At 70.4% G+C, this 21,593-nt stretch carries 23 protein-coding genes and 3 pseudogenes; 14 read left to right on the forward strand and 12 right to left on the reverse strand.

The window, feature by feature from the left end; all coding sequences use genetic code 11:
• Positions 1-22 precede the first annotated feature (22 nt).
• The 4 genes and pseudogenes from EKH77_RS10045 to EKH77_RS10060 form a co-directional block, all read left to right on the forward strand.
• Positions 23-460: pseudogene (locus EKH77_RS10045) on the forward strand (GtrA family protein); the annotation flags it as partial.
• A 4-nt stretch (positions 461-464) separates the two neighbouring features.
• Positions 465-2,957 carry a galactose oxidase early set domain-containing protein gene (locus tag EKH77_RS10050; RefSeq protein WP_126914063.1) on the forward strand — a complete coding sequence of 831 codons (2,493 nt, stop codon included), beginning with the start codon at positions 465-467 and terminating at the stop codon, positions 2,955-2,957.
• Positions 2,958-3,056: 99 nt separating this feature from the next.
• A complete protein-coding gene (locus EKH77_RS10055) occupies positions 3,057-3,653 on the forward strand; it encodes an RDD family protein (RefSeq protein WP_126914064.1) in 597 nt (198 codons plus the stop codon).
• Positions 3,654-3,675: 22 nt separating this feature from the next.
• On the forward strand, positions 3,676-4,203 hold the full coding sequence (locus tag EKH77_RS10060; protein ID WP_126914065.1) for a MepB family protein: 528 nt from the start codon (positions 3,676-3,678) through the stop codon (positions 4,201-4,203).
• Between the two features lie 51 nt (positions 4,204-4,254).
• Here the strand turns inward: EKH77_RS10060 and EKH77_RS10065 are convergent, their stop codons facing one another.
• Positions 4,255-4,734 carry a PPOX class F420-dependent oxidoreductase gene (locus EKH77_RS10065; protein ID WP_126914066.1) on the reverse strand — a complete coding sequence of 160 codons (480 nt, stop codon included), beginning with the start codon at positions 4,732-4,734 and terminating at the stop codon, positions 4,255-4,257.
• 39 nt (positions 4,735-4,773) lie between these two features.
• On the opposite strand from EKH77_RS10065, the gene EKH77_RS10070 reads away from it, so the two are divergent.
• Together EKH77_RS10070 and EKH77_RS10075 are read left to right on the forward strand one after the other, a co-directional pair.
• Entirely contained in the window at positions 4,774-5,139 is a 366-nt protein-coding gene (locus EKH77_RS10070; protein WP_126914067.1) for a winged helix-turn-helix transcriptional regulator, read from the forward strand.
• Between the two features lie 414 nt (positions 5,140-5,553).
• Positions 5,554-6,117 carry a hypothetical protein gene (locus tag EKH77_RS10075; RefSeq protein ID WP_164737776.1) on the forward strand — a complete coding sequence of 188 codons (564 nt, stop codon included), beginning with the start codon at positions 5,554-5,556 and terminating at the stop codon, positions 6,115-6,117.
• Positions 6,118-6,132: 15 nt separating this feature from the next.
• On the opposite strand, the pseudogene EKH77_RS34730 reads toward EKH77_RS10075, so the two are convergent.
• A pseudogene (locus EKH77_RS34730) lies at positions 6,133-6,681 on the reverse strand (IS5/IS1182 family transposase); the annotation flags it as partial.
• A 443-nt stretch (positions 6,682-7,124) separates the two neighbouring features.
• Here EKH77_RS34730 and EKH77_RS10090 point away from each other — a divergent pair.
• Both EKH77_RS10090 and EKH77_RS10095 read left to right on the forward strand, forming a co-directional pair.
• Positions 7,125-7,895 (forward strand): transposase, encoded by a 771-nt coding sequence (locus EKH77_RS10090; RefSeq protein WP_126914069.1) that lies wholly within the window; start codon positions 7,125-7,127, stop codon positions 7,893-7,895.
• Positions 7,896-8,030: 135 nt separating this feature from the next.
• Positions 8,031-8,759 carry an aspartate/glutamate racemase family protein gene (locus tag EKH77_RS10095; RefSeq protein WP_126914070.1) on the forward strand — a complete coding sequence of 243 codons (729 nt, stop codon included), beginning with the start codon at positions 8,031-8,033 and terminating at the stop codon, positions 8,757-8,759.
• A gap of 99 nt (positions 8,760-8,858) precedes the next feature.
• Here EKH77_RS10095 and EKH77_RS10100 read toward each other — a convergent pair whose 3' ends face one another.
• On the reverse strand, positions 8,859-9,464 hold the full coding sequence (locus EKH77_RS10100) for an ATP-binding protein (protein ID WP_126914071.1): 606 nt from the start codon (positions 9,462-9,464) through the stop codon (positions 8,859-8,861).
• A gap of 148 nt (positions 9,465-9,612) precedes the next feature.
• On the opposite strand from EKH77_RS10100, the pseudogene EKH77_RS34555 reads away from it, so the two are divergent.
• From EKH77_RS34555 to EKH77_RS10110, 3 genes and pseudogenes are all read left to right on the forward strand, one after another.
• A pseudogene (locus tag EKH77_RS34555) lies at positions 9,613-9,813 on the forward strand (helix-turn-helix domain-containing protein); the annotation flags it as partial.
• A gap of 15 nt (positions 9,814-9,828) precedes the next feature.
• Positions 9,829-10,467: a DUF5753 domain-containing protein gene (locus EKH77_RS10105; RefSeq protein WP_346429100.1), complete on the forward strand. Its 639-nt coding sequence runs from the start codon at positions 9,829-9,831 to the stop codon at positions 10,465-10,467.
• A gap of 9 nt (positions 10,468-10,476) precedes the next feature.
• Positions 10,477-10,752, forward strand: coding sequence for a DUF397 domain-containing protein (locus EKH77_RS10110; protein ID WP_126914073.1), 276 nt, complete (start codon positions 10,477-10,479; stop codon positions 10,750-10,752).
• On the opposite strand, the gene EKH77_RS10115 is transcribed toward EKH77_RS10110, so the two are convergent.
• Together EKH77_RS10115 and EKH77_RS10120 are read right to left on the reverse strand one after the other, a co-directional pair.
• Positions 10,727-11,302 carry a nucleoside deaminase gene (locus EKH77_RS10115; protein WP_126914074.1) on the reverse strand — a complete coding sequence of 192 codons (576 nt, stop codon included), beginning with the start codon at positions 11,300-11,302 and terminating at the stop codon, positions 10,727-10,729. The two genes, EKH77_RS10110 and EKH77_RS10115, sit on opposite strands and share 26 nt — an antisense overlap.
• 19 nt (positions 11,303-11,321) lie before the next feature.
• Positions 11,322-12,527 carry an MFS transporter gene (locus EKH77_RS10120; protein ID WP_126914075.1) on the reverse strand — a complete coding sequence of 402 codons (1,206 nt, stop codon included), beginning with the start codon at positions 12,525-12,527 and terminating at the stop codon, positions 11,322-11,324.
• 89 nt (positions 12,528-12,616) lie between these two features.
• Here EKH77_RS10120 and EKH77_RS10125 point away from each other — a divergent pair, with 89 nt between their 5' ends.
• Both EKH77_RS10125 and EKH77_RS10130 read left to right on the forward strand, forming a co-directional pair.
• Entirely contained in the window at positions 12,617-13,054 is a 438-nt protein-coding gene (locus tag EKH77_RS10125) for a winged helix-turn-helix transcriptional regulator (protein WP_126914076.1), read from the forward strand.
• 130 nt (positions 13,055-13,184) lie between these two features.
• Entirely contained in the window at positions 13,185-13,616 is a 432-nt protein-coding gene (locus EKH77_RS10130; protein WP_126914077.1) for a hypothetical protein, read from the forward strand.
• 16 nt (positions 13,617-13,632) lie between these two features.
• Here the strand turns inward: EKH77_RS10130 and EKH77_RS10135 are convergent, their stop codons facing one another.
• The 7 genes from EKH77_RS10135 to hrcA all read right to left on the reverse strand — a co-directional run bounded on the left by EKH77_RS10135 (position 13,633) and on the right by hrcA (position 20,614).
• Positions 13,633-14,436 carry a helix-turn-helix transcriptional regulator gene (locus tag EKH77_RS10135; protein WP_126914078.1) on the reverse strand — a complete coding sequence of 268 codons (804 nt, stop codon included), beginning with the start codon at positions 14,434-14,436 and terminating at the stop codon, positions 13,633-13,635.
• Positions 14,437-14,511: 75 nt separating this feature from the next.
• Positions 14,512-15,300 carry a helix-turn-helix transcriptional regulator gene (locus tag EKH77_RS10140; RefSeq protein ID WP_126914079.1) on the reverse strand — a complete coding sequence of 263 codons (789 nt, stop codon included), beginning with the start codon at positions 15,298-15,300 and terminating at the stop codon, positions 14,512-14,514.
• Positions 15,301-15,587: 287 nt separating this feature from the next.
• Positions 15,588-16,358 (reverse strand): helix-turn-helix transcriptional regulator, encoded by a 771-nt coding sequence (locus tag EKH77_RS10145; RefSeq protein ID WP_126914080.1) that lies wholly within the window; start codon positions 16,356-16,358, stop codon positions 15,588-15,590.
• A 49-nt stretch (positions 16,359-16,407) separates the two neighbouring features.
• Complete coding sequence (locus EKH77_RS10150; protein ID WP_126914081.1) at positions 16,408-17,157, reverse strand: 16S rRNA (uracil(1498)-N(3))-methyltransferase; 750 nt, start codon at positions 17,155-17,157, stop codon at positions 16,408-16,410.
• A 58-nt stretch (positions 17,158-17,215) separates the two neighbouring features.
• Positions 17,216-18,289, reverse strand: coding sequence for a nitronate monooxygenase (locus EKH77_RS10155; protein ID WP_126914082.1), 1,074 nt, complete (start codon positions 18,287-18,289; stop codon positions 17,216-17,218).
• Between the two features lie 168 nt (positions 18,290-18,457).
• Positions 18,458-19,597: a molecular chaperone DnaJ gene (gene dnaJ, locus EKH77_RS10160; RefSeq protein ID WP_126914083.1), complete on the reverse strand. Its 1,140-nt coding sequence runs from the start codon at positions 19,595-19,597 to the stop codon at positions 18,458-18,460.
• The gene (gene hrcA, locus EKH77_RS10165; RefSeq protein WP_126914084.1) at positions 19,598-20,614 is read right to left on the reverse strand and encodes a heat-inducible transcriptional repressor HrcA; all 1,017 of its coding nucleotides are present in this window, start codon (positions 20,612-20,614) and stop codon (positions 19,598-19,600) included.
• Between the two features lie 230 nt (positions 20,615-20,844).
• Between hrcA and EKH77_RS10170 the strand changes: the two genes are divergently transcribed.
• Entirely contained in the window at positions 20,845-21,588 is a 744-nt protein-coding gene (locus EKH77_RS10170; protein ID WP_126914085.1) for an MBL fold metallo-hydrolase, read from the forward strand.
• Positions 21,589-21,593 lie beyond the last annotated feature (5 nt).

A 21,593-nucleotide genomic window follows, 5' to 3' on the forward strand; every position in this document is an offset into this window, starting at 1 on the left:
GGAGACGACAACGTCCCCCACCTCCCCCCTCACCCGCATCCTCCTCTTCGGCCTCATAGGCCTGACCGGCTTCGCCCCGAACCTCCTGGGCCTGAAGCTCCTGACCACCGTCGGCCTCCACTACCTCCCCGCGGAGATCGTCGCCAACCAGTTCGGCGTCGTCTGGAACTTCCTCCTGACCGAGGCGCTGCTCTACCGCGACCGCCGCGCGCACCGCCGCTGGACGGACCGGCTGGCCCGCGTCGCCGTGCTGGCCAACGCGGACCTGCTCCTGCGCATCCCCCTGATCGCGACGCTGGTGGGCGGGGCGGGTCTCGGGGTCCTGCCCGCGACCGCCGTCGCCCTGCTGACCACCTTCGTCCTGCGCTACGCGGCCACGGAGGCGCTCGTCTATCTGCCGTCGAGCCGCGTCGGCAGCGGAAAACACCGTCGTGCAAGCCGTCAGAGAAGGGACACGTGATGGCATGACACCACTGAGACCCAGAGCCAGACGCACCCAACGCCGCAGCGGCAAGCGATCCCGCACAGCCGCCGCCCTGCTCCTCACCGCCGGCGCCTCCTTCGGCCTGCTGCTGGCGGCACCCGCGCCGGCCACCGCCGGGTCGAACCTCGTCGTCAACCCCGGCCTCGAGTCCTTACGGGCCTCGGACGCCATGCCCACCTGCTGGGAGAAGGCCGGCTGGGGCGACAACGACTTCACCGTCACCACCACCGACCAGTCCCACAGCGGCGGCAAGGCGCTGGCCCTCTCCGTCACCCGACGGGTCAGCGGCGACCGCAAGGTGCTGATGGCCGAGGACAGCTCATGCGCGCCGAGCGTGACACCGTCCCACCAGTACGACCTGTCGCTCTGGTACAAGAGCACCACCCCGGACGCGTCCGTCACCGTCTTCCGCCATGACGTGAAGGCGGGCTGGCAGTACTGGACCGACCTCAAGACGCTGCCGGTCAGCGCCGGCTACACGCGCGCCACCGTCCGCACGCCCGTCGTGCCGCCCGGCACCGACCAGATCACCTGGGGCGTCTCCGTATACGGAACAGGCTCCGTCACCACCGACGACTACGACATGGAGGACGCCACCCAGCCCGCCGCCGGGGCCGTCTGCACGGCCGGGGACGCGTGCGTCAAGGGCAGCTGGGCCGTGATGCCCTTCAAGAACCCGGTCCGCAGCATGCACTCGGTCGTCCTCCACAACGGCAAGGTGCTGCTCGTCGCCGGCTCCGGCAACGATCCGGCGATGTTCAAGGCGGGCACCTTCACCTCCGCCGTCTACGACCCGAAGACCGGCGCGATGAAGACGATCCCGACGCCCGTCGACATGTTCTGCGCCGGGCACGTCCAGCTGTCGGACGGCCGGGTGCTCATCATGAGCGGCAACAAGGCCTACCCGGCGGCCGACGGCAGCCACGGCTACGAGGGCTTCAAGGACAGCTACATCTTCGACCCGTCGTCCGAGTCGTACGTGAAGACGAACGACATGAACGAGGGCCACTGGTACCCCTCCGCGACCCTCCTCGGCAACGGCGACGTCATCAGCTTCGGCGGCCTGAAGGAGGACTCCACCGGCAGCGTGACCGCCGAGAAGTTCTCCCAGGCGCAGCAGAAGTGGCTGCCGCGCACGGAGGTCAACCAGACCTGGTCGTACTGGGGCCTGTACCCGTCAATGATCCTGATGCAGGACGGGCGGCTCTTCTACTCCGGCAGCCATGTCTTCGGCAACGGCACCCCCGGCACCGGCGCGTCGGTCTACGACTACGACGCCAACAAGATCACGGACGTCCCGGGCCTCCAGGACAAGGACAATCGCGACCAGTCGATGAGCGTGCTGCTCCCGCCCGCGCAGGACCAGCGCGTCCTGACCATGGGCGGTGGCCAGGTCAACACCAACCCCGAGGCGAGCCGTCTCACGGACCTCATCGACCTCAAGGCCCCCAACCCCCGCTACACGCCCGGCCCCTTGCTTCCCCAGGGCACGGTCGACCAGGGCCAGGGGCCCAAGCCCGAGACGGGCGCGCAGGGCAAGATGTACGTCTCGGCCGTGCTGATGCCCGACGGCAAGGTGCTGGAGACGGGCGGCGGGCTCCACGACCGGGCGGACCCGGTGTTCGAGGCGTCGATGTTCAACCCGGCGACGAACACCTTCCAGCCGGGCCTGGCCACGGACCCGATCCCGCGCACGTACCACTCGTCGGCGTTCCTGCTGCCGGACGGCCGGGTGATGGCGGTCGGCGACAACCCGGGCAACGGGACGTTCGACGACCATGTGTCGATCTACACCCCGCCGTACCTCTACAAGGGCGCGCGGCCCCAGATCACCTCGGTGGCGAACAACCGCTGGCAGTACGCGAGCACGCAGCGGATGACGGTGGACCGCCCAGTGGTGAAGGCGGAGCTGATCCGTCCGGCGGCGGTGACGCATTCCTCCGACCCGAATCAGCGTTTCGTCGACCTGCCGATGACGGTGGGCGCTGACGGAACGACGATCGACCTCAACGTCACCAGCAACCCGAACCTGGCGCCGCCCGGCTGGTACATGCTCTTCGCCGTGGACGCGGACGGCGTGCCGTCGGTGGCCTCGTGGGTCCACCTCGGCGGCCCGGACGCGCTGGAGGCGCCCAAGGGGGCGGCGGTCAAGGGGGCGGCGGTCAAGGGGGCGGCGGTCAAGGACAAGGCGGCGCCGATGGTGCACGACTTCGCGGGGAAGATGACGGAGAAGGCGAAGGCCCCGGAGCCTGCCCACACGTCCCACCCGGTCCCGGTGACGATCTCGGGCTGCGACCGCCACTACGGCGCGGAGAACGTGTGCGTGCCGACGGCCTTCCCGAAGACGGTCCCGCCGACGACGGCGGGCCGCTGCGCGTGGCTGAAGGCGCACGACTACGGCGCCCTGAAGCTCAACGGCCGCGACGACCCGCTGAAGCTGGACCCGGACAGGAACGGGCGCGCCTGCGACTGAGCGCGTGGGCGTGGGCGTGGGCCCGGTGCTGGGGTTCGATACCGGGCATAGATCAATCTGTGCATCAGCTGTCACATGAGTACAGCAAGATGACACCCCGTGATCGATCCCCAGCACCACCAGTACGCTCCGCAGCAGCCGTACGCACCTCAGCAGCCGTACGCTCCGCAGCACCCTTACCAGCAGCCCTACCAGCAGGCGCAGCCGTACCAACAGCCCTATCAGCACCCTTACCAACAGCAGGCGCACCCGCACGCCTACCCCCAGCAGCCCGTCCAGCCGGGTCCCCACGTCCCCCGGGAGGTCGGGGATCTGCGCCGCTACCTCTTCGCCTTCATCGACGGCATGATCACGTTCTTCGGCGGGTTCGGCATCGCCGTGCACTTCACGGCGGGCAAGAGCACGGGCGCCTACTGGATCTGCGCCGCCGTCGCCTTCTTCGGCCTGTCCTTCGTCCACCACGTGCTGGGCGCCGTGCTGTTCCGCACCACGGTGGGCAAGTTCCTGTGCATGACCCGCGTGGTGCGCGCGGACGACGCGGGGCGCCCGCGCTTCTGGCAGGCCGTCCAGCGCTGGCTCCTCGGTCTGACGTGGCTCCCGATGCAGCCGGTCTGGTCCCTGTTCGGCGACGACGGCGACCCGTACGAGGACGGCTGCGGGCTGCGGTACGTCCACAGCGGGGACCTGCGCCGATAGGGCGGCCTGGCAGGATGGCGGCATGGGGACGAATCAACCGTGGACAGGGATTCACGACGACCTGCTGGCGGCGCAGGCCCGGGTGTACGACCCGTGCGGTTTCGTCTGCTCGCCGCCGGTGCCGGAACCGGAGAGCGCCGAGTACGCGGCGTGCGCGTTCACGCTCGACGACCGCTCGGTCCGGTTCCGCGTGGGGAAGACGACGCCGACGAAGGTGGGCCAGTTCGTCACCGTCTGGCAGCGGTCCGAAGCGGGGCCGATCCGGCCGTTCGACGCCGCCGACGGGGTGGACCTCTTCGTCATCAGCAGCCGTGACGACGAAGGGTTCGGCCAGTTCGTGTTCCCGCGCGAGGTGCTGTGCGAGCGCGGCATCGTCTCCCGCGCCGGCTCCGGCGGGAAGCGCGGATTCCGCGTCTATCCGCCGTGGGTGACCACGACCAGCCGGCAGGCCCGCGCCACCCAGGCATGGCAGGTCGACCACTTCCTCGACCTCGGCCGCCGGGACGGGACCATCGACCTGACGCGCGCGCGGGCTCTGTACCACCCGTAGACCAGGAGGCATGGTCGCGGCGGTCCCACGGCACAAGATCCCGTACCCCTCCTAGAGGGAAATCGCGATGACCTTCTCCGCGGTGATCCGCACGATCAGCCGTATGACATCGGCCGGCTCCGCCGGCGGGTCCTGGCCGAGATACCGCTGTGACAGCTCGCGCGGCAGCGACTTGTCCGGGTCCGGCAGCAACTCGGCCGTTCCCCGTATTTCCACGGACCGGTAAGGGTTCGCGCGGTCGTAGACCGTCAGGCTGATCCGTGGGTCCCGGGCGAGGTTTCGCGCCTTCTTCCTCCCCGCGGTCGTGGAGAAGACCACGGCGTCCCGCTGCGTCCCGACCCAGACGACGGACGTCTGCGGGCCGCCGTCGGGATTCAGTGTGGCCACAACGGCGAAGTTCCGTCCGTCGACCAGTTCCCTCACTGTCGCGTCGAGCGCCACCGGCGCGGGAAGCGCCTCCGTCCTGCGAGCGTTCTTCACTCGTCGTCCCTCGTCTCTCGTCGGGCATGCACTGACGTGCACGCGTTCCATCCTCGGAGAGCACACCGCACAACGGAAGAAGGCACATTTATGTCACGTAGGAACGCGTGCAGCGCGGAAGAGGCCGCGAGCCGCGAGGTCTGCACCGTCCTCGATGTGCTCAACAGGGTGAGCGGGAAATGGAGTCTCGGCATCCTGAGCGAGACGACGCGTGGACCTGTCCGCTTCGCCGAACTCGAACGTTCACTGAACGGAATAAGCCGCCGCATCCTCACTCTGACGTTGCGCCAACTCGAGGAGAACGGTCTGCTGACCCGCACGGTGTACCCCACGGTGCCGCCCAAGGTCGAGTACACCGCCACCGACCAGGCGCGCGAACTCTACGCCCAGCTCACCGGCCTCACCGCCTGGGCCGCACGCCACTCGGCCCCGGCGCCCCACGCCGACGCGCCCTAGGGCGACGGCGGGTCGGTACGGGCCCTGCGACTGATCGGCGTAAGCCGGATTTCGGTTGCGCGTGCGAGGCGGTACGCAAGGTTGGTCGACACGTCGCTGGATGGGGTGGTTGTTACGTTCGTCCCATTACCTGCGGCGGGTGTCGGTGGTCTCCTGGCGTAGTTCCGTCGCGGGCCTGGGTGCCCGCGTCGAGCGGACCTTGGGGAGGACCCGGCAATGATGCGATCGATGATCAGACGCGCGTGGAGGCCGGCAGTCGCCGCCGCGATGGGCGTATGTGCCTTCGTGGGGACGACGGCGCCCGCGCCTGCCGCACCGAAGCAGCAGCCTCAGGCTGGGGCTGCCGCTTCGGGCTACCTGAATCTGCACCAGTGCGTGTACTACTCGTCCTCGGCGACGAATCACTTCACGACGGTGGTGACGAGCAGTGACGGTCGGTTCGCTGCCGGGACGAACGTCTCCGGCACCGCCGATACGCAGGTCTCCTGCGGCGCGGGCGACGGGAACTACCAGCTCGTCCCGATCCTGTCGGGCGTCAAGGCGCTGAACCTCGCCTCCGGGCGCTACTTGAACGTCCACCAGTGCGTGTACTACTCGCCCTCGGCGACGAACCACTTCACGACGGTGGTGACGAGCAGTGACGGACGGTTCGCTGCCGGGACGAACGTCTCCGGCACCGCCGATACGCAGGTCTCCTGCGGCGCGGGCGACGGGAACTACCAGCTCGTCCCGATCCTCTCAGGCGTCAAGGCGCTGGACCTGACCTCGGGAAGCTACGTGAACCTGCACCAGTGCGTGTACTACTCGTCCTCGGCGACGGACCACTTCACGACGGTGGTGACGAGCAGTGATGGACGGTTCGCTGCGGGGACGAACGTCTCCGGCACCGCGGACTCGCAGGTGTCCTGCGGCGCGGGTGACGGGAACTACCAGCTCGTCCCGATCCTGTCGGGCGTCAAGGCGCTCTCCGTGGCCTAAGGACTGTCCGGCGGATCAGGAGCGAAGCCAGAGGCGGACGGCAACGACAGTCACCGTGCCGTGGAAGACATACGCCCGCTTGTCGAAGCGGGCGGCTACGGCGCGGAAGCCCTTGAGCGCGTTGATCGTTCGCTCGACTTCGTTGCGGCGCTTGTAGATCGTCTTGTCGAAGCCGATGGGTCGACCGCCCGCGCTGCCGCGGCGCTGGCGGTTGGCCCGCTGGTCCTTGCGCTCGGGAATGCTGTGCTTGATCTGCCGACGCCGCGGATACCGGCGGTTCCGGCGGGACGAGTAGGCCTTGCCGGCTCCCAGGTGAAGCGAGGGGCCGCCTGCCACCTTCACCCACCGGACAGTGCCTAGTAGTGCGGGATGACGAAATTGAATCCCGCCGCGTTGTGTCCGCCACCGGCCGGGCAGCGGCCCTTTTCCGGATAGCCCCAGAAGAACAGCGCGTAGCAGTTCGTGCAGAAGCGCCAGTACGCCTGGGCGTTCGGCGTCTCGACGACGTCGTGCGGCAGGACGAAATTGTATCCGGCGGCACTGTGGGACCCTCCGACCGGGCACCAGCCGCCGCTCGGATAGCCGAAGAAGAACATGCCGTAGCAGCGCGTGCAGAAGCGCCAGTTGGCCTGGGCATTGGCATTCTCGGGAACGTCGTGGGGAATGTCGAAGTCGTAGCCCGCCATGCCGTGCGCGTCACCGGCCGCACAGCGGCCGTTGTCCGGATAGCCGTAGTAGAACATGACGTAGCACTTCGGACAGAAGCGCCAGTTCCGCTGACCGGTGGCGCCGTTGACGCCCTTGGCGCCCGCGCCCGCCGAGTGGGCCTCGGTCACCCCCGTGGCCACCGCGACCGCCGCCAGCCCGGCAGTCGCGCCGAGCGCCCTCGTCAGGAAGACCCTCCGGTCCGGCTCAAACCCCATGCCCGTTCCCCCTCGATGTCATAAGGCGCACATGACACTAAGGGTTGTCCCGTAACTGCTGGTCACGGGTGAGATGATCTTGATGTGGCTGGTGTGATCACGGCGTCGGAGCCGTCCTGGATAGCCCCGTTCACCGGGCTGAGTCCGCGTTGCTTCGGCAGGTTGGTGGCTGCGCTGCGGCGTGCGGGTGCGGACGAGGTGCGGCGGGGCCGGCCGTGGGGCTTGTCGCTGGAGGACAGAGTGCTGCTGGTCTCGGCGTACTGGCGCACGAACCTGACGCTGCGGCAGCTGGCCCCCCTGTTCGGGGTGTCGAAGTCGGCGGCCGACCGCATCATCGGCCACCTCGGCCCCGCGCTCGCGCTCCAGCCTCGCAAGCGGTTCCGCAAGGACACCATCCTGATCGTCGACGGCACCCTGGTGCCCACCCGTGACCACAGCATCGCCGAACAGTCCAAGAACTACCGGTACTCCACGAACCACCAGGTCGTCATTGACGCCGACACCCGTCTCGTGGCCGTGATCGGCCGGCCACTGCCCGGCAACCGCCACGACAGCAAAGCATGGGCGGAGTCCGGCGCCGAAGCGGCAGTCGGGAAGACCACCACGATCGCCGACGGCGGCTACCGGGGCACCGGCCTGGTCATCCCGCACTACCGCAAAAGCAAGGACGAGGAACTGCCCGCTTGGAAGGAAGAACACAACCGCTCGCACAAGAAGGTGCGCGCCCGCGTCGAGCACGTCTTCGCCCGGATGAAGAACTGGAAGATCCTCCGCGACTGCCGTCTCAAAGGCGACGGTGTCCACCACGCCATGCTCGGCATCGCCCGCCTCCACAACCTCACCCTCGCCGGATAGGCGAGAAGGCCACACGACGGCCGACCGAACCCGCACCAACTCCGAGATCATTTACGGGACAACCCTTAGAGCCACCTACCTGCCCCGGATAGGCAAGAATTCGGACCCTCCGCCCGCGATCGTTTTGGAGGCACGATGAAACACCTGGGGATCCTGGGACACAGCGCGGAAGGCGCGGCGCTGTGCCTCCGTTCCTTCTGCCGGAAGGGTTTCGCGGAGCTCGGCCCCCACGAGCACCCGGACGTCACCCTCGACCTCATCGCCATGGCCCGCAGCATGCCCTCCTGGGACGCGGGCGACCACGACACGGTCCGCGGCCTCCTGTCGGCCAGCGCCGACCGTCTCGCCCGTGCGGGGGCGGAATTCTTCATCTGCCCCGACAACACCGCCCACATGGCCCTCGAACGCCCCGGGCCCGACCTCGCCCTCCCCGGCCTCCACATCGCCGACGTCGTCGCCGACCACGCCGCGCGCGACGGCCGAAAGCGGGTGGGCGTGCTGGGCACCCGCTACACCATGGACGGCCCCCTCTACGTCGAGGCGTTCGCCCGGCGCGGCATCGAGGCGGAGGTCCCGGACCCGGCCGACCGTCGCCTCGTCAACGACGTCATCTTCGACGAGCTCCTCAACGGCGTCCTCGACGCGCGCTCGCGCCGCGCCTATGTACGGATCATCGAGGCCCTGGCCGCCCGAGGCTGCGACGCGGTCGCCCTCGTCTGCACGGAGATCCCTCTCCTGATCACCCCGGACGTCTCCCCGCTCCCCACCCTCGACTCCACCCGCCTCCTCGCCCACGCCGCCTTCGAGACCGCCGCGGGCCGGGCACCCCTGCCGACGTGGCGCGGCGGGCCCGCCGACCGGTGATTGGCCCCTGACCCTCGCGGGCCGGGCGGGACCGGGCGGGGCGGGGTGCGAACCCCGCCCCGAGCGCCCGCCCGCTATGCGGCCTCGGTCACCGCAGAGTCACCATTGCGGCAGCAGATGCGTGTCCCGGAAGTGACTGCGGATTGCGATCCCCGCGTCCTGAATCTCTTCCAGCGGCAGATTCTCGGCGACGGCCTTCCGCCGCGCCCTTTCGAGGTCGACGCAGTCCGTGCACCCTGCGGGCGAGATCCACCGCGGCGCGGTCTTCTTTCCCGGGTGCGCCAGTTCGAACCACAGCGTCTTGCCGAACCTGCGGCGGTCGTACGTGTGGCTGCCCCAGTCGTCGGCCCACGCCTCCACGAGGCGCAGGCCGCGCCCTGCTTCCGCGTGCGCCGCGATTTCTGTTGCCGCCCGGTTCCGGCTGCGCCTGAACAGGCCGGGCACGAGTGGGCTCGTGTCCCACACGTTCACCCGGAGGCGGTCGCCTTCCCGGCAGTGCAGCCGGACGGAGCACGGGCCCTCCGTGTGGAGGTGGGCGTTCGTGACCAGCTCGCTGGTCAAGAGGATTGCCCTCTCGGCGATTTCGGTTAGGGCGTGGCTGTCCAGGACCGCCTGGAGCGTCACGCGCGCGATTCCGGGTGCGCGAGCATCGCGCGGCAGTTCGAGGAGGTAGGACCAGGGCTGAGGCGGCGATACGGTTGCCATGAAGGTCTCCTGGCGGGTTGCCGGTTAGTGGCCTACGCCACACGGTAGCGAGGGTCATGGACTACATTCCTCGCATCTGCGGACTGAAGGCCAGGCGATACCCGATCGAGCGACTAGGCGCACTGGAGTGCGGGCAACAAGGAGCACGATGGCACCAAACGCACCTCTACCAACCGTTCGGCGACGGCGACTTGGAGCCGAGCTGCGGCGCCTTCGCGAGCGTGCGGACCTATCCGCCACAGAGGCAGGCGTCCGATTCGGAATCACCCAGTCGCGGATCAGCAATATCGAAGCCGGGCGCTACGGTGTCAGCGCAGAGAGAGTGCGCGCTCTTGCCCGTACCTACGAATGTTCCGATGAAGGCTTGATCAGCGCGCTGGCCGCGATGGCTGGCGAACGCAAACGCGGCTGGTGGGAGGAGTACCGCGAGACGCTCCCCAGTAGCCTGCTCGACCTGGCGGAAGCAGAACATCACGCCACAGGCATCAGGGTCGCCCAGGCCATTACGGTGCCCGGACTTCTGCAGACGCCCGAGCACGCACGTGCCATCTTCCGCGAGTTCGTTCCCGCGCTGATGCCACACGAAGTGGAATATCGCGTGTCCCATCGCATCAAGCGGCAGCAGATCCTGTTCCGCGACCCCCCGCCGCCATACACCGCAGTCGTCCATGAAGCGGCACTCAGGATGCGATTCGGCGGGTCCGAGACAGCCAACGCGCAGCTCGCGCACCTCCTGGCCATGAGCGAGCGGGACAACATCCACATCGTGGTCATCCCGTTCAGCGGCACATCGTTTCCGGTGTCCGGCCACGGAGTCGATTACTTCTACGGACCGGTACGTCAGCTCGACACCGTTCAACTGGACGCTGCGCACGGCGGTCAACTTGTCGATGCCGCCGCAAGCCTGGAGAGGTACCGGCTGATGCTGGACCGCATGGAGGATGTAGCGCTCAGCGCCAGCGCATCACGTGACCTGATCCACCACCTCGCAAAATCCGCATGAGAGGCTGACATGACCGACGAGCTGCGCTGGCAGAAGTCCTCATACAGCGGAGACGATTCCTCATGCGTCTACCTGGCGAAGTCGCCAGGCTGGCAGAAGTCGACGTACAGCGACGAGGCATCCTCCTGTGTCTACCTGGCGCCCTCCCCCGCCGGGGGGATCCGTCTCCGGGAGAGCGACGACCCGGACGTCATCCTCACCACCACCCCCGCAAGACTCCGCCCCCTCATAACCCGCATAAAAACAAACACCCTCACCCCTACCCCCGATAGAGCGGATCCGTAAGATCCGCCCTAACCCCCCGACCCAGCGCGGGCCGCGACAACCCCCGCACCCGGCCGAAGATTTCGTCCGCCGGAACGTCGATCTGCGGCACCCCCCACCCCACAAGCTTCGGGACCGACGTCCCAAAGGCCACACCCCGCACCCCGCACCACACCAGCGCCCCCGCGCACATCGGACAGGGCTCAGCCGTAGCAACCACCACGTGCTCCGAAAGCTCAAAACCACCAGCCACGGCCTCCCGCACAAGACTCATCTCGGCATGAGCGGTGAGGTCACCGCTCTCGCCCGTGTTGCCGGCGCCGGCGACAACCGCACCCGTCGCGGCGTCGACCAGTACCGCCCCGTAGGGCCACTTCGCCGCCGCCCGCGCGTACTCCACGGCCGCGGGCATGGCCCGCGAGGCAGCGTCCCGCAGCGGCGCGGGCCAGTCGCCGGACCACCCCGGGTCGGGCGTGCGCGGACGCGCGGCCGGGGCCGCACGGGTCAGGGAGAGCGGGGCGGCCGTGGCCGCCGTCAGAGAAAGAACGCGCCGCCGCGAGAGGAAGGTCATCGCACCATCCTTGGCCTCATCACCCGCACCGGGTGCGGTTTCCGCCAGACGTCACCTGCTCGGAGCGGAGGTCCGCGCTGTCGCGGGGGCTGACGGCCCAGACGACCAGCGCGCAGGCCGCGAATCCGGCACCGAGGAGGCTGGAGCCCGCCCAACCGTGAGCCGCGAAAACAGCCGTGGTCGCGGCGGCGCCCAGGGCCGAACCAAGCGAGTAGAAGACCATGTAGCCGCCGATGACGGCGCTGAGCCGATCGGGATGCGCCGACGTGAGCACGTGCTGATTGCTCACGTGCACGGCCTGGACGGCGAAGTCGAGGGCCACGATTCCGAGGACGAGGAGCCACAGGGCCCACGTGAGCTGCCCGATCGCCGCCCACGAGAGGATCAACAGGAGCAGGGCGAAGCCGCTGACCGGGATCGCCCGCCCCGCGTCCGCCCACCGTCCCGCGCGGGCCGCGCCGAGCGCGCCGGCGAGTCCGGCGACGCCGAACAGTCCGATCCGGCTCTCGCTCAGGTGCCACGGCGCGTCCGCCAGCGGCAAGGACACGCCGCTCCACAGGGTTCCGAACGACGCGAACAGGAAGAACGCGATCAGTCCGCGCGACAGGAAGAGGCGGTCCTTGAACAGTCCGCCGAGTGAGGAGACGGTCTGCTTGTAGCTGGGACCGGCCGGGCGCTCGTCGGGCGGCAGGGCGAGGAGGACGAGGGCCGCGAGGCCGAGTGACAGCGCCGCGAGCACGGCGTAGACGCTCCGCCAGCTCCATACGTCGGCGAGCGCGCCGGTGACGACTCGTGCGCCGAGGATGCCGATGACGACGCCCGAGGTCACGACGCCGATGTTCCGTCCGCGTTCGCCGGGCGGCGAGATCGACGCGGTGTAGGCCACCGTGGTCTGCACGACGACCGCGAACGCGCCGGCCGCCGCGAGGCCCAGGAACGCCGTCCACGCGGCCGACGCCGAGGCCGTCAGGATCAGGGCCACCGCGGTGACCGCCAGGTGGACGGCGATGAGCCGTCGCCTGTCGGCGACCACATCCCCCAGCGGAACCAGTAACAACAGCCCGGCGATATAGCCGAACTGGGCTGTCGAGACGATCCATCCGGAGAGATCCGTGGACAGACCGAGATCGTGTCCCATCGGTTCCAGAACCGGCTGCGCCGCATAGACGCTCGCCACAGCCGCCCCGCACACCACCGCGAGCAGCAACCGCCGCCACACGTTCATCGCGCCCCATCCCCAAAATCAGTAGCAGATCGCAACCGTTTTGACGCTACGGCAGAATGGTTTCAATCCGCAACCCATTGGGAGTTGTCATGCCGAGCCCCGACTGGACCGACCCCGAATGTCCCGTCGCCCGCACGCTCGACCTCGTCGGCGACAGGTGGAGCCTTCTCGTCATCCGCGACGCGATGGACGGGGCACGGGCGTTCACCGAGTTCCAGCGACGCACCGGTATCGCCCGGAACATCCTCACCGACCGCCTCCGCAAGCTCACCGCTCACGGGCTCATCACCCAGCGCACCGCGCCGTCGGGCCGCCGCCAGGAATACGTGCTCACCGACGCCGGGCGCGACCTCTTCGCGGTCATCCTCACGCTGCGGCAGTGGGGAGAACGCCACGCCTTCGACCCGGGCGAGACCCACTCCACCCTTGTCGACCAGCACGGCGTTCCCGTACCGGACTTCGCCCCGGCCGGAGCCGACGGCGCCCTTCTCGACGCCGACACCACGCACGTCCGGAGGTCCCACTAGCGCCACAGCCCTCGGAAGGGTGGTTTGAAGCCGGCGCTTCGCCCTACTGTCGAACTGACCGAAAGGATAGGTCCGTTGTTACCGTCGGGAGTGACGTCCGGCCCGGCGGGATCAAGGGGAGGGAATCATCGTGGGAACGAAGTGGTCCGCCACTCCATGGGGCACGGCGCTGACCCTGGTCACCGTCCTGGCCGCCACCGCGGCACCGGCGGCCGCCCACGGCCAGGCGCCCGACCGGGCCCGGCCGACTCAGCGCATCGTGCTCACGAACTCGGACAAGGGCCCCGTGACCGCGAGCTTGGGTGACGACGTCGAGGTCCGGCTCACCGGCTACCGTAAAGACGGGCTCAACTGGACCTGGAGCACTCCGGCGTCCGGCGACTCCACCGCCCTCCGGCGCACCACTGGCCGTACCGCACCGAACGGCGACGCGTCAGCCACCTTCCACGCGGAACACGACGGCACCGCCACCATCACCGCGCAACGACGCTGCCGACCCGACCCGGGCCGTCTCTGTCCTCTGGTGATCACGCCGTGGAAGGTCACGGTCGAAGTGAAGTGACTTCTTACCGCACGATCTACCGCACGATCCCCGCGCGCTTCGCCGCCAGGACCGCCGAGACGCGGTTGTTCGTGCCGAGCTTCCGGTAGACCTTCTCCAGGTGACGGTTGACCGTGTGCGGCGAGATCGTCAGGCGGCGGCCGATGCCCGCCGCCGTCAGGCCCTCGGCCAGCAGCCCCAGCACCGTCAGCTCGCGCGGCGTCAGGTCGTGCCGGGGCGGGGACGGGCCGCCGGCCGGGGCGGTCAACAAGCCGGACGGGGGCGTGGCCCCGGCGGCGTCGGCCACCGCGGCGCGGAGCCGGTGGAGTTCGCGGACGTGGCGGTCCACCCGGAGCAGGAGGGGCTGGACGCGCGCCGTGAAGGCCACCTCGTGTTCGGTGAAGTCGCCGCGCCGGCCGAGGCTGACGGCGCGCAGCTCGCCGGGGACCCCGAGGAGGGGAACGCCGAGCTGGTGGGTGGTGCCGTAGTCGCGGCGGGCCTCGCTGTACCAGGAGGAGTTGCGCCAGGTGTCGCAGATCTGGGTGACGCTCACGGGGCTGGAGCCGGCGGCTTCCATGTACGCGATCAGGGGGTGCCGCTGCTGGACCCGTCGCCGGATGACCTCGCTGACGTCCGGCCCCATGGAGTGGGGCGCCCAGCCCTGGGCGTAGCCGTCCCGCTCGGCGACGCGGATGCCGGCGAAGATGACGGTGTCGCAGCCCAGCGCTTCCTGGAGGTGCCCGGCCATCAGGTGCCAGAGGGACTCGGGATCGTCGTGTTCCAGGACGGCCATGACGAGGTCGAGCATGCGCTCGTAGTCGCGCGCGTGAAGTCCTGACATGGCGGGTCCGCTTCCTCTCGGCCCCCGCTCGCGGCATGCTACATGTGGTCGGCGAGCGCGGGAGAACGCCTCCTGTCAGGGGACGATGCCCGCGTGCTTGGCCGTCAGTACCGTCGAGACCCGGTTGTTGGTGCCGAGCTTCCGGTAGACCTTCTCCAGATGGCGGTTGACCGTGTGCGGGGAGATCGCCAGGCGGCGCGCGATACCGCTCGCCGTCAGCCCCTCGGCCAGCAGCACCAGGACCGTCAGCTCGCGCGGCGTGAGGTCGTGACGCGGCGGGGCCGGACCTGCGGCCGCCGCCTCCCGTAGTCGTCGCAGCTCCCGCAGTCGTCGCAGCTCCCGTATGTGCCGGTCGGCGGCGGTCAGGAGCGGCTGGATCCGGGTCGCGAAGGCCAGGTCGTGCTCGGAGAAGTCGCCGGTCCGGCCCAGGACGAGGCCGCCCTGGGGGCCGTCCGCGCCGGGCAGGGGGATGCCGAGCTGCTGGGTGGTGCCGAAGTCGCGGCGGGCCTCGCTGTACCAGGCGGACTCGCGCCAGCGGTCGGTGAGTTCGCGCACGATCACGGGGTGGTGGGCACCGGAGGCGAGATAGGGGACCAGTGGGTGGTGCTGGCGCACCCGGCGCTGGACCACCTCGTTCACGCCCTGCCCGAGCGACCGGGGCGCCCAGCCCCGGGCCTCGCCCCGCGCCCGGCGGAGGTCGATCGAGGCGAAGACGACGGTGTTGAGGCCGAGGGCGTCGACGAGGTGGGCGGAGACGAGGTGCCAGAGGGACTCGGGGTCGTCGTGCTCCAGGACGGCCATGGTGAGGTCGAGCATGAACTCGTAGTCCCACGCCCGGAGTCCGTGTCCCTGACGTTCTGGCATGACGGGTCCGTCCCCTCTCGGGTCCCCGTCCGCCGCATGCTACCGGTTACGGCAAACGCCCCCAAGAGACCCGGGGGCCTCATGGGGGCGCGGAGGAGGCGGATCGCGCCGACGTCGAATCCCCCGTGGCCGGCGTCGGCGCGATCGCGCGTCCCTGTCAGGGTCGCACGCGGGCCCCCGGCCGCACGATGGGAAGAACTTCCCACTCAAGGGTGTGGCCATCCCTACCCCCGGTCGGCGGGGCCAGGGGTTCGGAGGACGTCAGGTGTTCAGGGCACGTCAGCGGTTCAGGGGACGATGCCCGCCTGCTGGGCCAGGAGCACGGTGGAGACACGGTTGTTGGTGCCGAGCTTCCGGTAGACCTTCTCCAGGTGACGGTTGACCGTGTGCGGCGAGATCGACAGGCGGCGGGCGATACCGCTCGCCGTCAGCCCTTCCGCCAGCAGACCCAGCACGGTCAACTCACGGGGGGTGAGGCCGTGCCCCGAGGGGTGGGCGGTGGTCAGGTCCGGCGCGGCGGTGCGCAGGCGGCGCAGTTCCTGGATGTGGTTGGCCGCGCCGATGAGCAGCGGCTGGAGGCGCGCGGCGAAGGCCACGTCCTGGGGGCTGAACCGGCCGTCGCGGCCCATGAGCACCAGGCGGGCTGTGCCGGGGGCGCCGGGGAGGGGCAGGCCCAGTTGCTCGGTGATGCCGAAGTCCCGGCGGGCCTCGCTGTACCACTGGGTGTGGCGCCAGCGGGCGTATATCGCGCCGACGGTCACCGGCTCGGACTCGCCGCCCACGGTGTAGGTCACCAGCGGGTGGCGCTGCCGCACCCGGCGCTGGACGAGGTCGCCGACGAACTGCGCGAGCCGCTGCGGGGCCCAGCCCTCCACCCTTCCGGTGCGCAGGGCCGAGTCGACGACGGAGAAGGTGACCGAGTCGCAGCCCACCGTCTCCAGCAGTTGCCCGGTGATCAGTTGCCAGGACGACTCGGGGTCGTCGCTCTCCAGAACGGCGACGGCGAGGTCGAGCATCCGCTCGTAGTCCCGTGTCTGGAGCTGCTGGGTCCGTGTCATCCCCGCCGTCCGCCCCCCGGCTCCACCATGTCCGTCCAGCCGTCCAGCCCTAGCCCCAGCGCCCCGTGCGGCCCAGCAGCAGGGCCGCGGCCGCCGTGCCGGCGGTCGAGGTGCGCAGGACGCTCGGGCCGAGGCGGTAGGGGTGGGCGCCGGCCTCGGCGAAGGCGGCGAGCTCCTCGGGGGAGACGCCGCCCTCCGGGCCGACGAGCAGGACGATGTCGCCCGTCTCCGGCAGGGGTGCCGTGGCGAGCGGGGTGCTGCCCTCCTCGTGGAGGACGGCCGCGAAGTCGGCGCCCGCCAGGAGCTCGGCGACCTGCCGGGTGCCGGCGAGGTCGGCGACGGTGGGGAAGCGCAGCCGGCGGGCCTGCTTGCCGGCCTCGCGGGCGGTCGCGCGCCACTTGCCCAGGGACTTCAGGCCGCGGTCGCCCTTCCACTGGGTGACGCAGCGGGAGGCGGACCAGGGCACGATCGCGTCGACGCCGGTCTCCGTCATGGTCTCGACGGCCACTTCGCCGCGGTCGCCCTTGGGCAGGGCCTGGACGACGGTGATCCGGGGCCGGGGCTCGGGCTCGGAGCGCACGGAGGTGACGGCGACGTCCAGGTGGTCCTTGCCCTCGACGGCGGCGACGGTGCCGTGGACGCCCGTGCCGGAGCCGTCGGTCAGGACGATCTCCTCGCCCACGCGCAGCCGGCGCACCGAGACCGCGTGGCGGCCCTCGGGCCCGTCCAGCGGGAAGACGGTGCCGGGAAATACACCCGTCAGGGCGTCCTCCTCGACCAGGAAGACCGGGGCTGTCATGACGTACTCGCTCTCTCGCTGCGCCGAATCACTCTCGTTCCCACGTCCGCTCCTCCGGTCATGGCCGCCGCACGGCCAATGACGAGCGCGCGGCGTCCAGTTCGGCCGCCAGGAGGCGTACCAGGTCGCCGGCGGGGAGCTCCCGCGCCAGGCGGTGGCCCTGGCCGGCCCACAGGTTCATGCCCTGGGGGTCGCCGGCGGCGGCCGCCGCCTTGCGCAGGCCGGAGGTCAGATAGTGGATCTGGGGGTAAGCGGCCGGGGCGTAGGGGCCGTGCTCCCGAAGGAAACGGTTCACCAGGCCGCGGGCGGGGCGGCCGGAGAAGGCCCGGGTGAGCTCGGTGCGGACGAACCGCGGATCCGTCAGGGCGCGCTTGTGCAGCTCGTGGGCCCCGGACTCCGGGCAGACGAGGAAGGCCGTGCCGAGCTGGGCGGCGCTCGCGCCCGCCGCGAGGACGGCCGCCACCTGGGCGCCGCGCATCAGGCCGCCGGCCGCGACGACGGGCAGCGGGACGGCCTCCCGGACCTCGGCCACGAGCGCCAGCAGGCCGACCCCGGCGCCCGCGCCGTCGGCGTGCGGGTCGTCGTGGTGGGTGCCCTGGTGGCCGCCGGCCTCTATGCCCTGGACGCACACCGCGTCGGCGCCCGCCTCCCGGGCGGCCAGCGCCTCGGCGACGGAGGTCACGGTCACCACGGTCACGGTGCCGGCCTTGGCGAGGGCGTCCACGGCGGTGCGGTCGGGACACCCGAAAGTGAAGGAGACGACGGGGACGGGGTCGTCGAGGAGGACGGCGAGCTTGGCCTCGTAGCCGTCGTCGGAGCCCTGGTCGGTCTCGCCCAGCGGGGTCCGGTACCAGGTGGACTCGCCGGCCAGTTGCTCGGCGTAGACCTCGATGGCCGCCGGGTCCGCGGCGGGCGGCTGGGGCATGAACAGGTTCACGCCGAAGGGGCGGGACGTACGAGCGCGGAGCTGCTTGATCTCCTCGTACATCGCGGCGGGGGTCTTGTAGCCCGCAGCGAGAAAGCCGAGGCCGCCGGCGTCGCCGACGGCGGCGGCGAGGGCCGGGGTGGAGGCACCGCCGGCCATGGGGGCCTGCACGATCGGGTGCTCGAACAGTCCGTTCAACGGGGCCATGAGCACATCGTGTCACAAGTGGGGTAACCGGGGGCTGTGCCCCCGATTACCCCGTGACCATCGGGCCTAACGGCCGTTGAACGCGCCCTTCAGTCGCGAGAACAGACCCTGCTGTCCCGGCTTGCTGTGCTTGCCCGGGGGGCGACCCCCGGACCCCCAGCCAGGCGCCTACCGCCCGTTGAACGCGTCCTTCAGCCGCGAGAACAGACCCTGCTGCCCCGGCTTGAACTCGCCCGTCGGGCGCTCCTCGTTGCGCATCTTGGCGAGCTGGCGCAGCAGTTCCTCCTGCTGCGGGTCCAGCTTGGTCGGCGTGGTCACCTCGACGTGGACGACGAGGTCACCGCGGCCGCCGCCGCGCAGGTGGGTGACGCCCCGCTGGTGGAGCGGGATCGACTGGCCGGACTGGGTGCCCGGGCGGATGTCGATCTCCTCGACGCCGTCCAGGGTCTCCAGCGGCACCTTCGTGCCGAGCGCCGCCGCCGTCATCGGGATGGTGACCGTGCAGTGGAGGTCGTCACCGCGACGCTGGAACATCGGGTGCGGCTTCTCGTGGATCTCCACGTAGAGGTCGCCGGCGGGGCCGCCGCCGGGGCCGACCTCGCCCTCGCCCGCGAGCTGGATCCGGGTGCCGTTGTCGACACCGGCGGGGATCTTCACCGTCAGGTTCCGCCGGGACCGGACGCGGCCGTCGCCGGCGCACTCCGGGCACGGGGTCGGCACGACCGTGCCGAAGCCCTGGCACTGGGGGCAGGGGCGGGACGTCATGACCTGGCCCAGGAAGGACCGGGTGACCTGGGAGACCTCGCCGCGGCCGCGGCACATGTCACAGGTCTGCGCGGACGTGCCCGGGGCCGCGCCCTCGCCGCTGCACGTGGTGCAGACGACGGCGGTGTCGACCTGGATGTCCTTGGTGGTGCCGAAGGCCGCCTCGCTCAGGGTGACCTCGAGACGGATCATGGCGTCCTGGCCGCGGCGCGTCCGCGAGCGCGGACCGCGCTGCGAGGCCTGGCCGAAGAAGGCGTCCATGATGTCGGAGAAGTTGCCGAAGCCCGCGCCGCCGAAGCCGCCACCGGCACCCGCGCCGCCCGAGGAGGACAGCGGGTCGCCGCCGAGGTCGTAGACCTGCTTCTTCTGCGGGTCGGAGAGCACCTCGTAAGCGGCGTTGATCTCCTTGAACCGCTCCTGGGTCTTCGGGTCCGGATTGACGTCCGGGTGGAGCTCTCGCGCGAGACGGCGGAAGGCCTTCTTGATCTCGTCCGCGGAGGCGTCGCGGCGGACGCCCAGGATCGCGTAGTAATCCGTGGCCACTTACGACTCCGCCAGGATCTGTCCGACGTAACGTGCCACTGCGCGTACCGCTCCCATCGTTCCGGGGTAGTCCATGCGGGTCGGTCCGACCACGCCGAGTTTGGCGACGGCCTCGCCGCCCGAACCGTAGCCGACGGCGACGACGGATGTGGAGTTCAGCCCCTCATGGGCGTTCTCGTGACCGATGCGCACGGTCATCTCCGAGTCCTTGGCCTCGCCGAGCAGCTTGAGCAGCACGACCTGCTCCTCCAGCGCCTCCAGCACGGGCCGGATCACCAGCGGGAAGTCATGACCGAAACGAGTGAGATTGGCGGTGCCGCCGATCATCAGCCGCTCCTCGGTCTCCTCGACCAGCGTTTCCAGCAGGACCGAGAGGACTGTGGAAACGGTTCCGCGATCATCCTTCTCGAACGACTCGGGGAGGTCCTGCACCAGCTGCGGCACGTCCGAGAACCGGCGGCCCACGACGCGGCTGTTCAGCCGCGCGCGCAGATCCGCCAGCGCGTTCTCACCGACCGGCGCCGGGCAGTCGACCATGCGCTGCTCGACCCGCCCGGTGTCGGTGATCAGGACGAGCATCACCCGGGCCGGGGCCAGGGACAACAGCTCCACATGACGCACCGTCGAACGGGTCAGCGAGGGGTACTGCACCACCGCGACCTGACGCGTCAGCTGCGCCAGCAGCCGGACGGTCCGGGCCACCACGTCGTCCAGGTCGACGGCGCCGTCCAGGAAGTTGTGGATGGCGCGCCGCTCCGGCGTCGACAGGGGCTTGACGCCCGCGAGCCTGTCGACGAAGAGGCGGTAGCCCTTGTCGGTCGGAATGCGGCCGGCGCTGGTGTGAGGCTGGGCGATATAGCCCTCCTCCTCCAGCGCGGCCATGTCGTTGCGCACGGTGGCCGGGGAGACCCCCAGCCGGTGCCGCTCGGTGAGCGCCTTGGAGCCGACGGGCTCCTCGGTGCCGACGTAGTCCTGGACGATCGCGCGCAACACCTCGAGCCTGCGTTCGCTCAGCATCTCGCGCGCACCTCCAGTCCAGTGGTCCAGCCGTCGTACGACCGTACGGTTCTACGGTTTCTTACCGGGTCTCACAGGGTCTTCACCCCTGGCACTCAATGGTCACGAGTGCCAGATCCCTCCAGCCAGTGTACGGCCGGGCCCCACGGCCAGGGCAAGGGCCGTCCTCGCCGCGAGCCAGCGGCCGCCCGCAGCAGGCAACCGTACCGCTCTGCCGCTAGCGTCGCGGTATGCAGACGCGAGGGGATGCCGGCACCGCGCACGCCGGTGGGGAGCACTGGGAACGGCTCGCGCCCGGAGTCGTACGCCGCAGGTTGCCGGGCTGGGACGCGACCGTCGGGGCGATCGCGGGGGCGGACGGCGTGCTCGTCGTCGACACGGGCTCGTCACTCCACGAAGGGGTGGAGATCCGCCGCGAGGTGCAGGAGCTCTTCGGGCTCCCCGTGACGCACATCGCACTCACCCACCCCCACTTCGACCACGTCCTGGGCACGGCCGCGTTCTCCGGCGTCCAGGTGTACGCGGCGGTGGGCACCGAGGAGCTGCTGGCGCGGGAGCGGGAGGAGCTGCGGCACGACGCGGTCCGGCACGGCATGGACCCCGACACCGCCGCCGAGGCCGTGGACCTCCTCGTCCTCCCCCACCACCCGGTGTCCGGGGAGCTCACCGTCGACCTGGGCGGCGGGCGGCGGGTGCTGCTCGCCAACATCGGCCCCGGGCACACGGCGCACGACCTGGCCGCGCTGGTCGCGGGGGAACGCGAGGTCGTCTTCTGCGGCGACGTCGTCGAGGAGTCCGGCGAGCCGCAGGCGGGCCCGGACGCCCTCCCCCACGCCTGGCCGGCGGCCCTGGACCGGCTGCTGTCCCTCGGCGGGGACGACGCGCTGTACGTGCCGGGGCACGGCGCGGTCGTGGACGCGGCGTTCGTACGGGCGCAGCGCGACGCGCTGGCGGGGCGCTTCGGCGTGTCGTGACGGTG

Origin of the sequence: Streptomyces luteoverticillatus (assembly GCF_003970715.1) — a bacterium.
Classification (GTDB): domain Bacteria; phylum Actinomycetota; class Actinomycetes; order Streptomycetales; family Streptomycetaceae; genus Streptomyces; species Streptomyces abikoensis.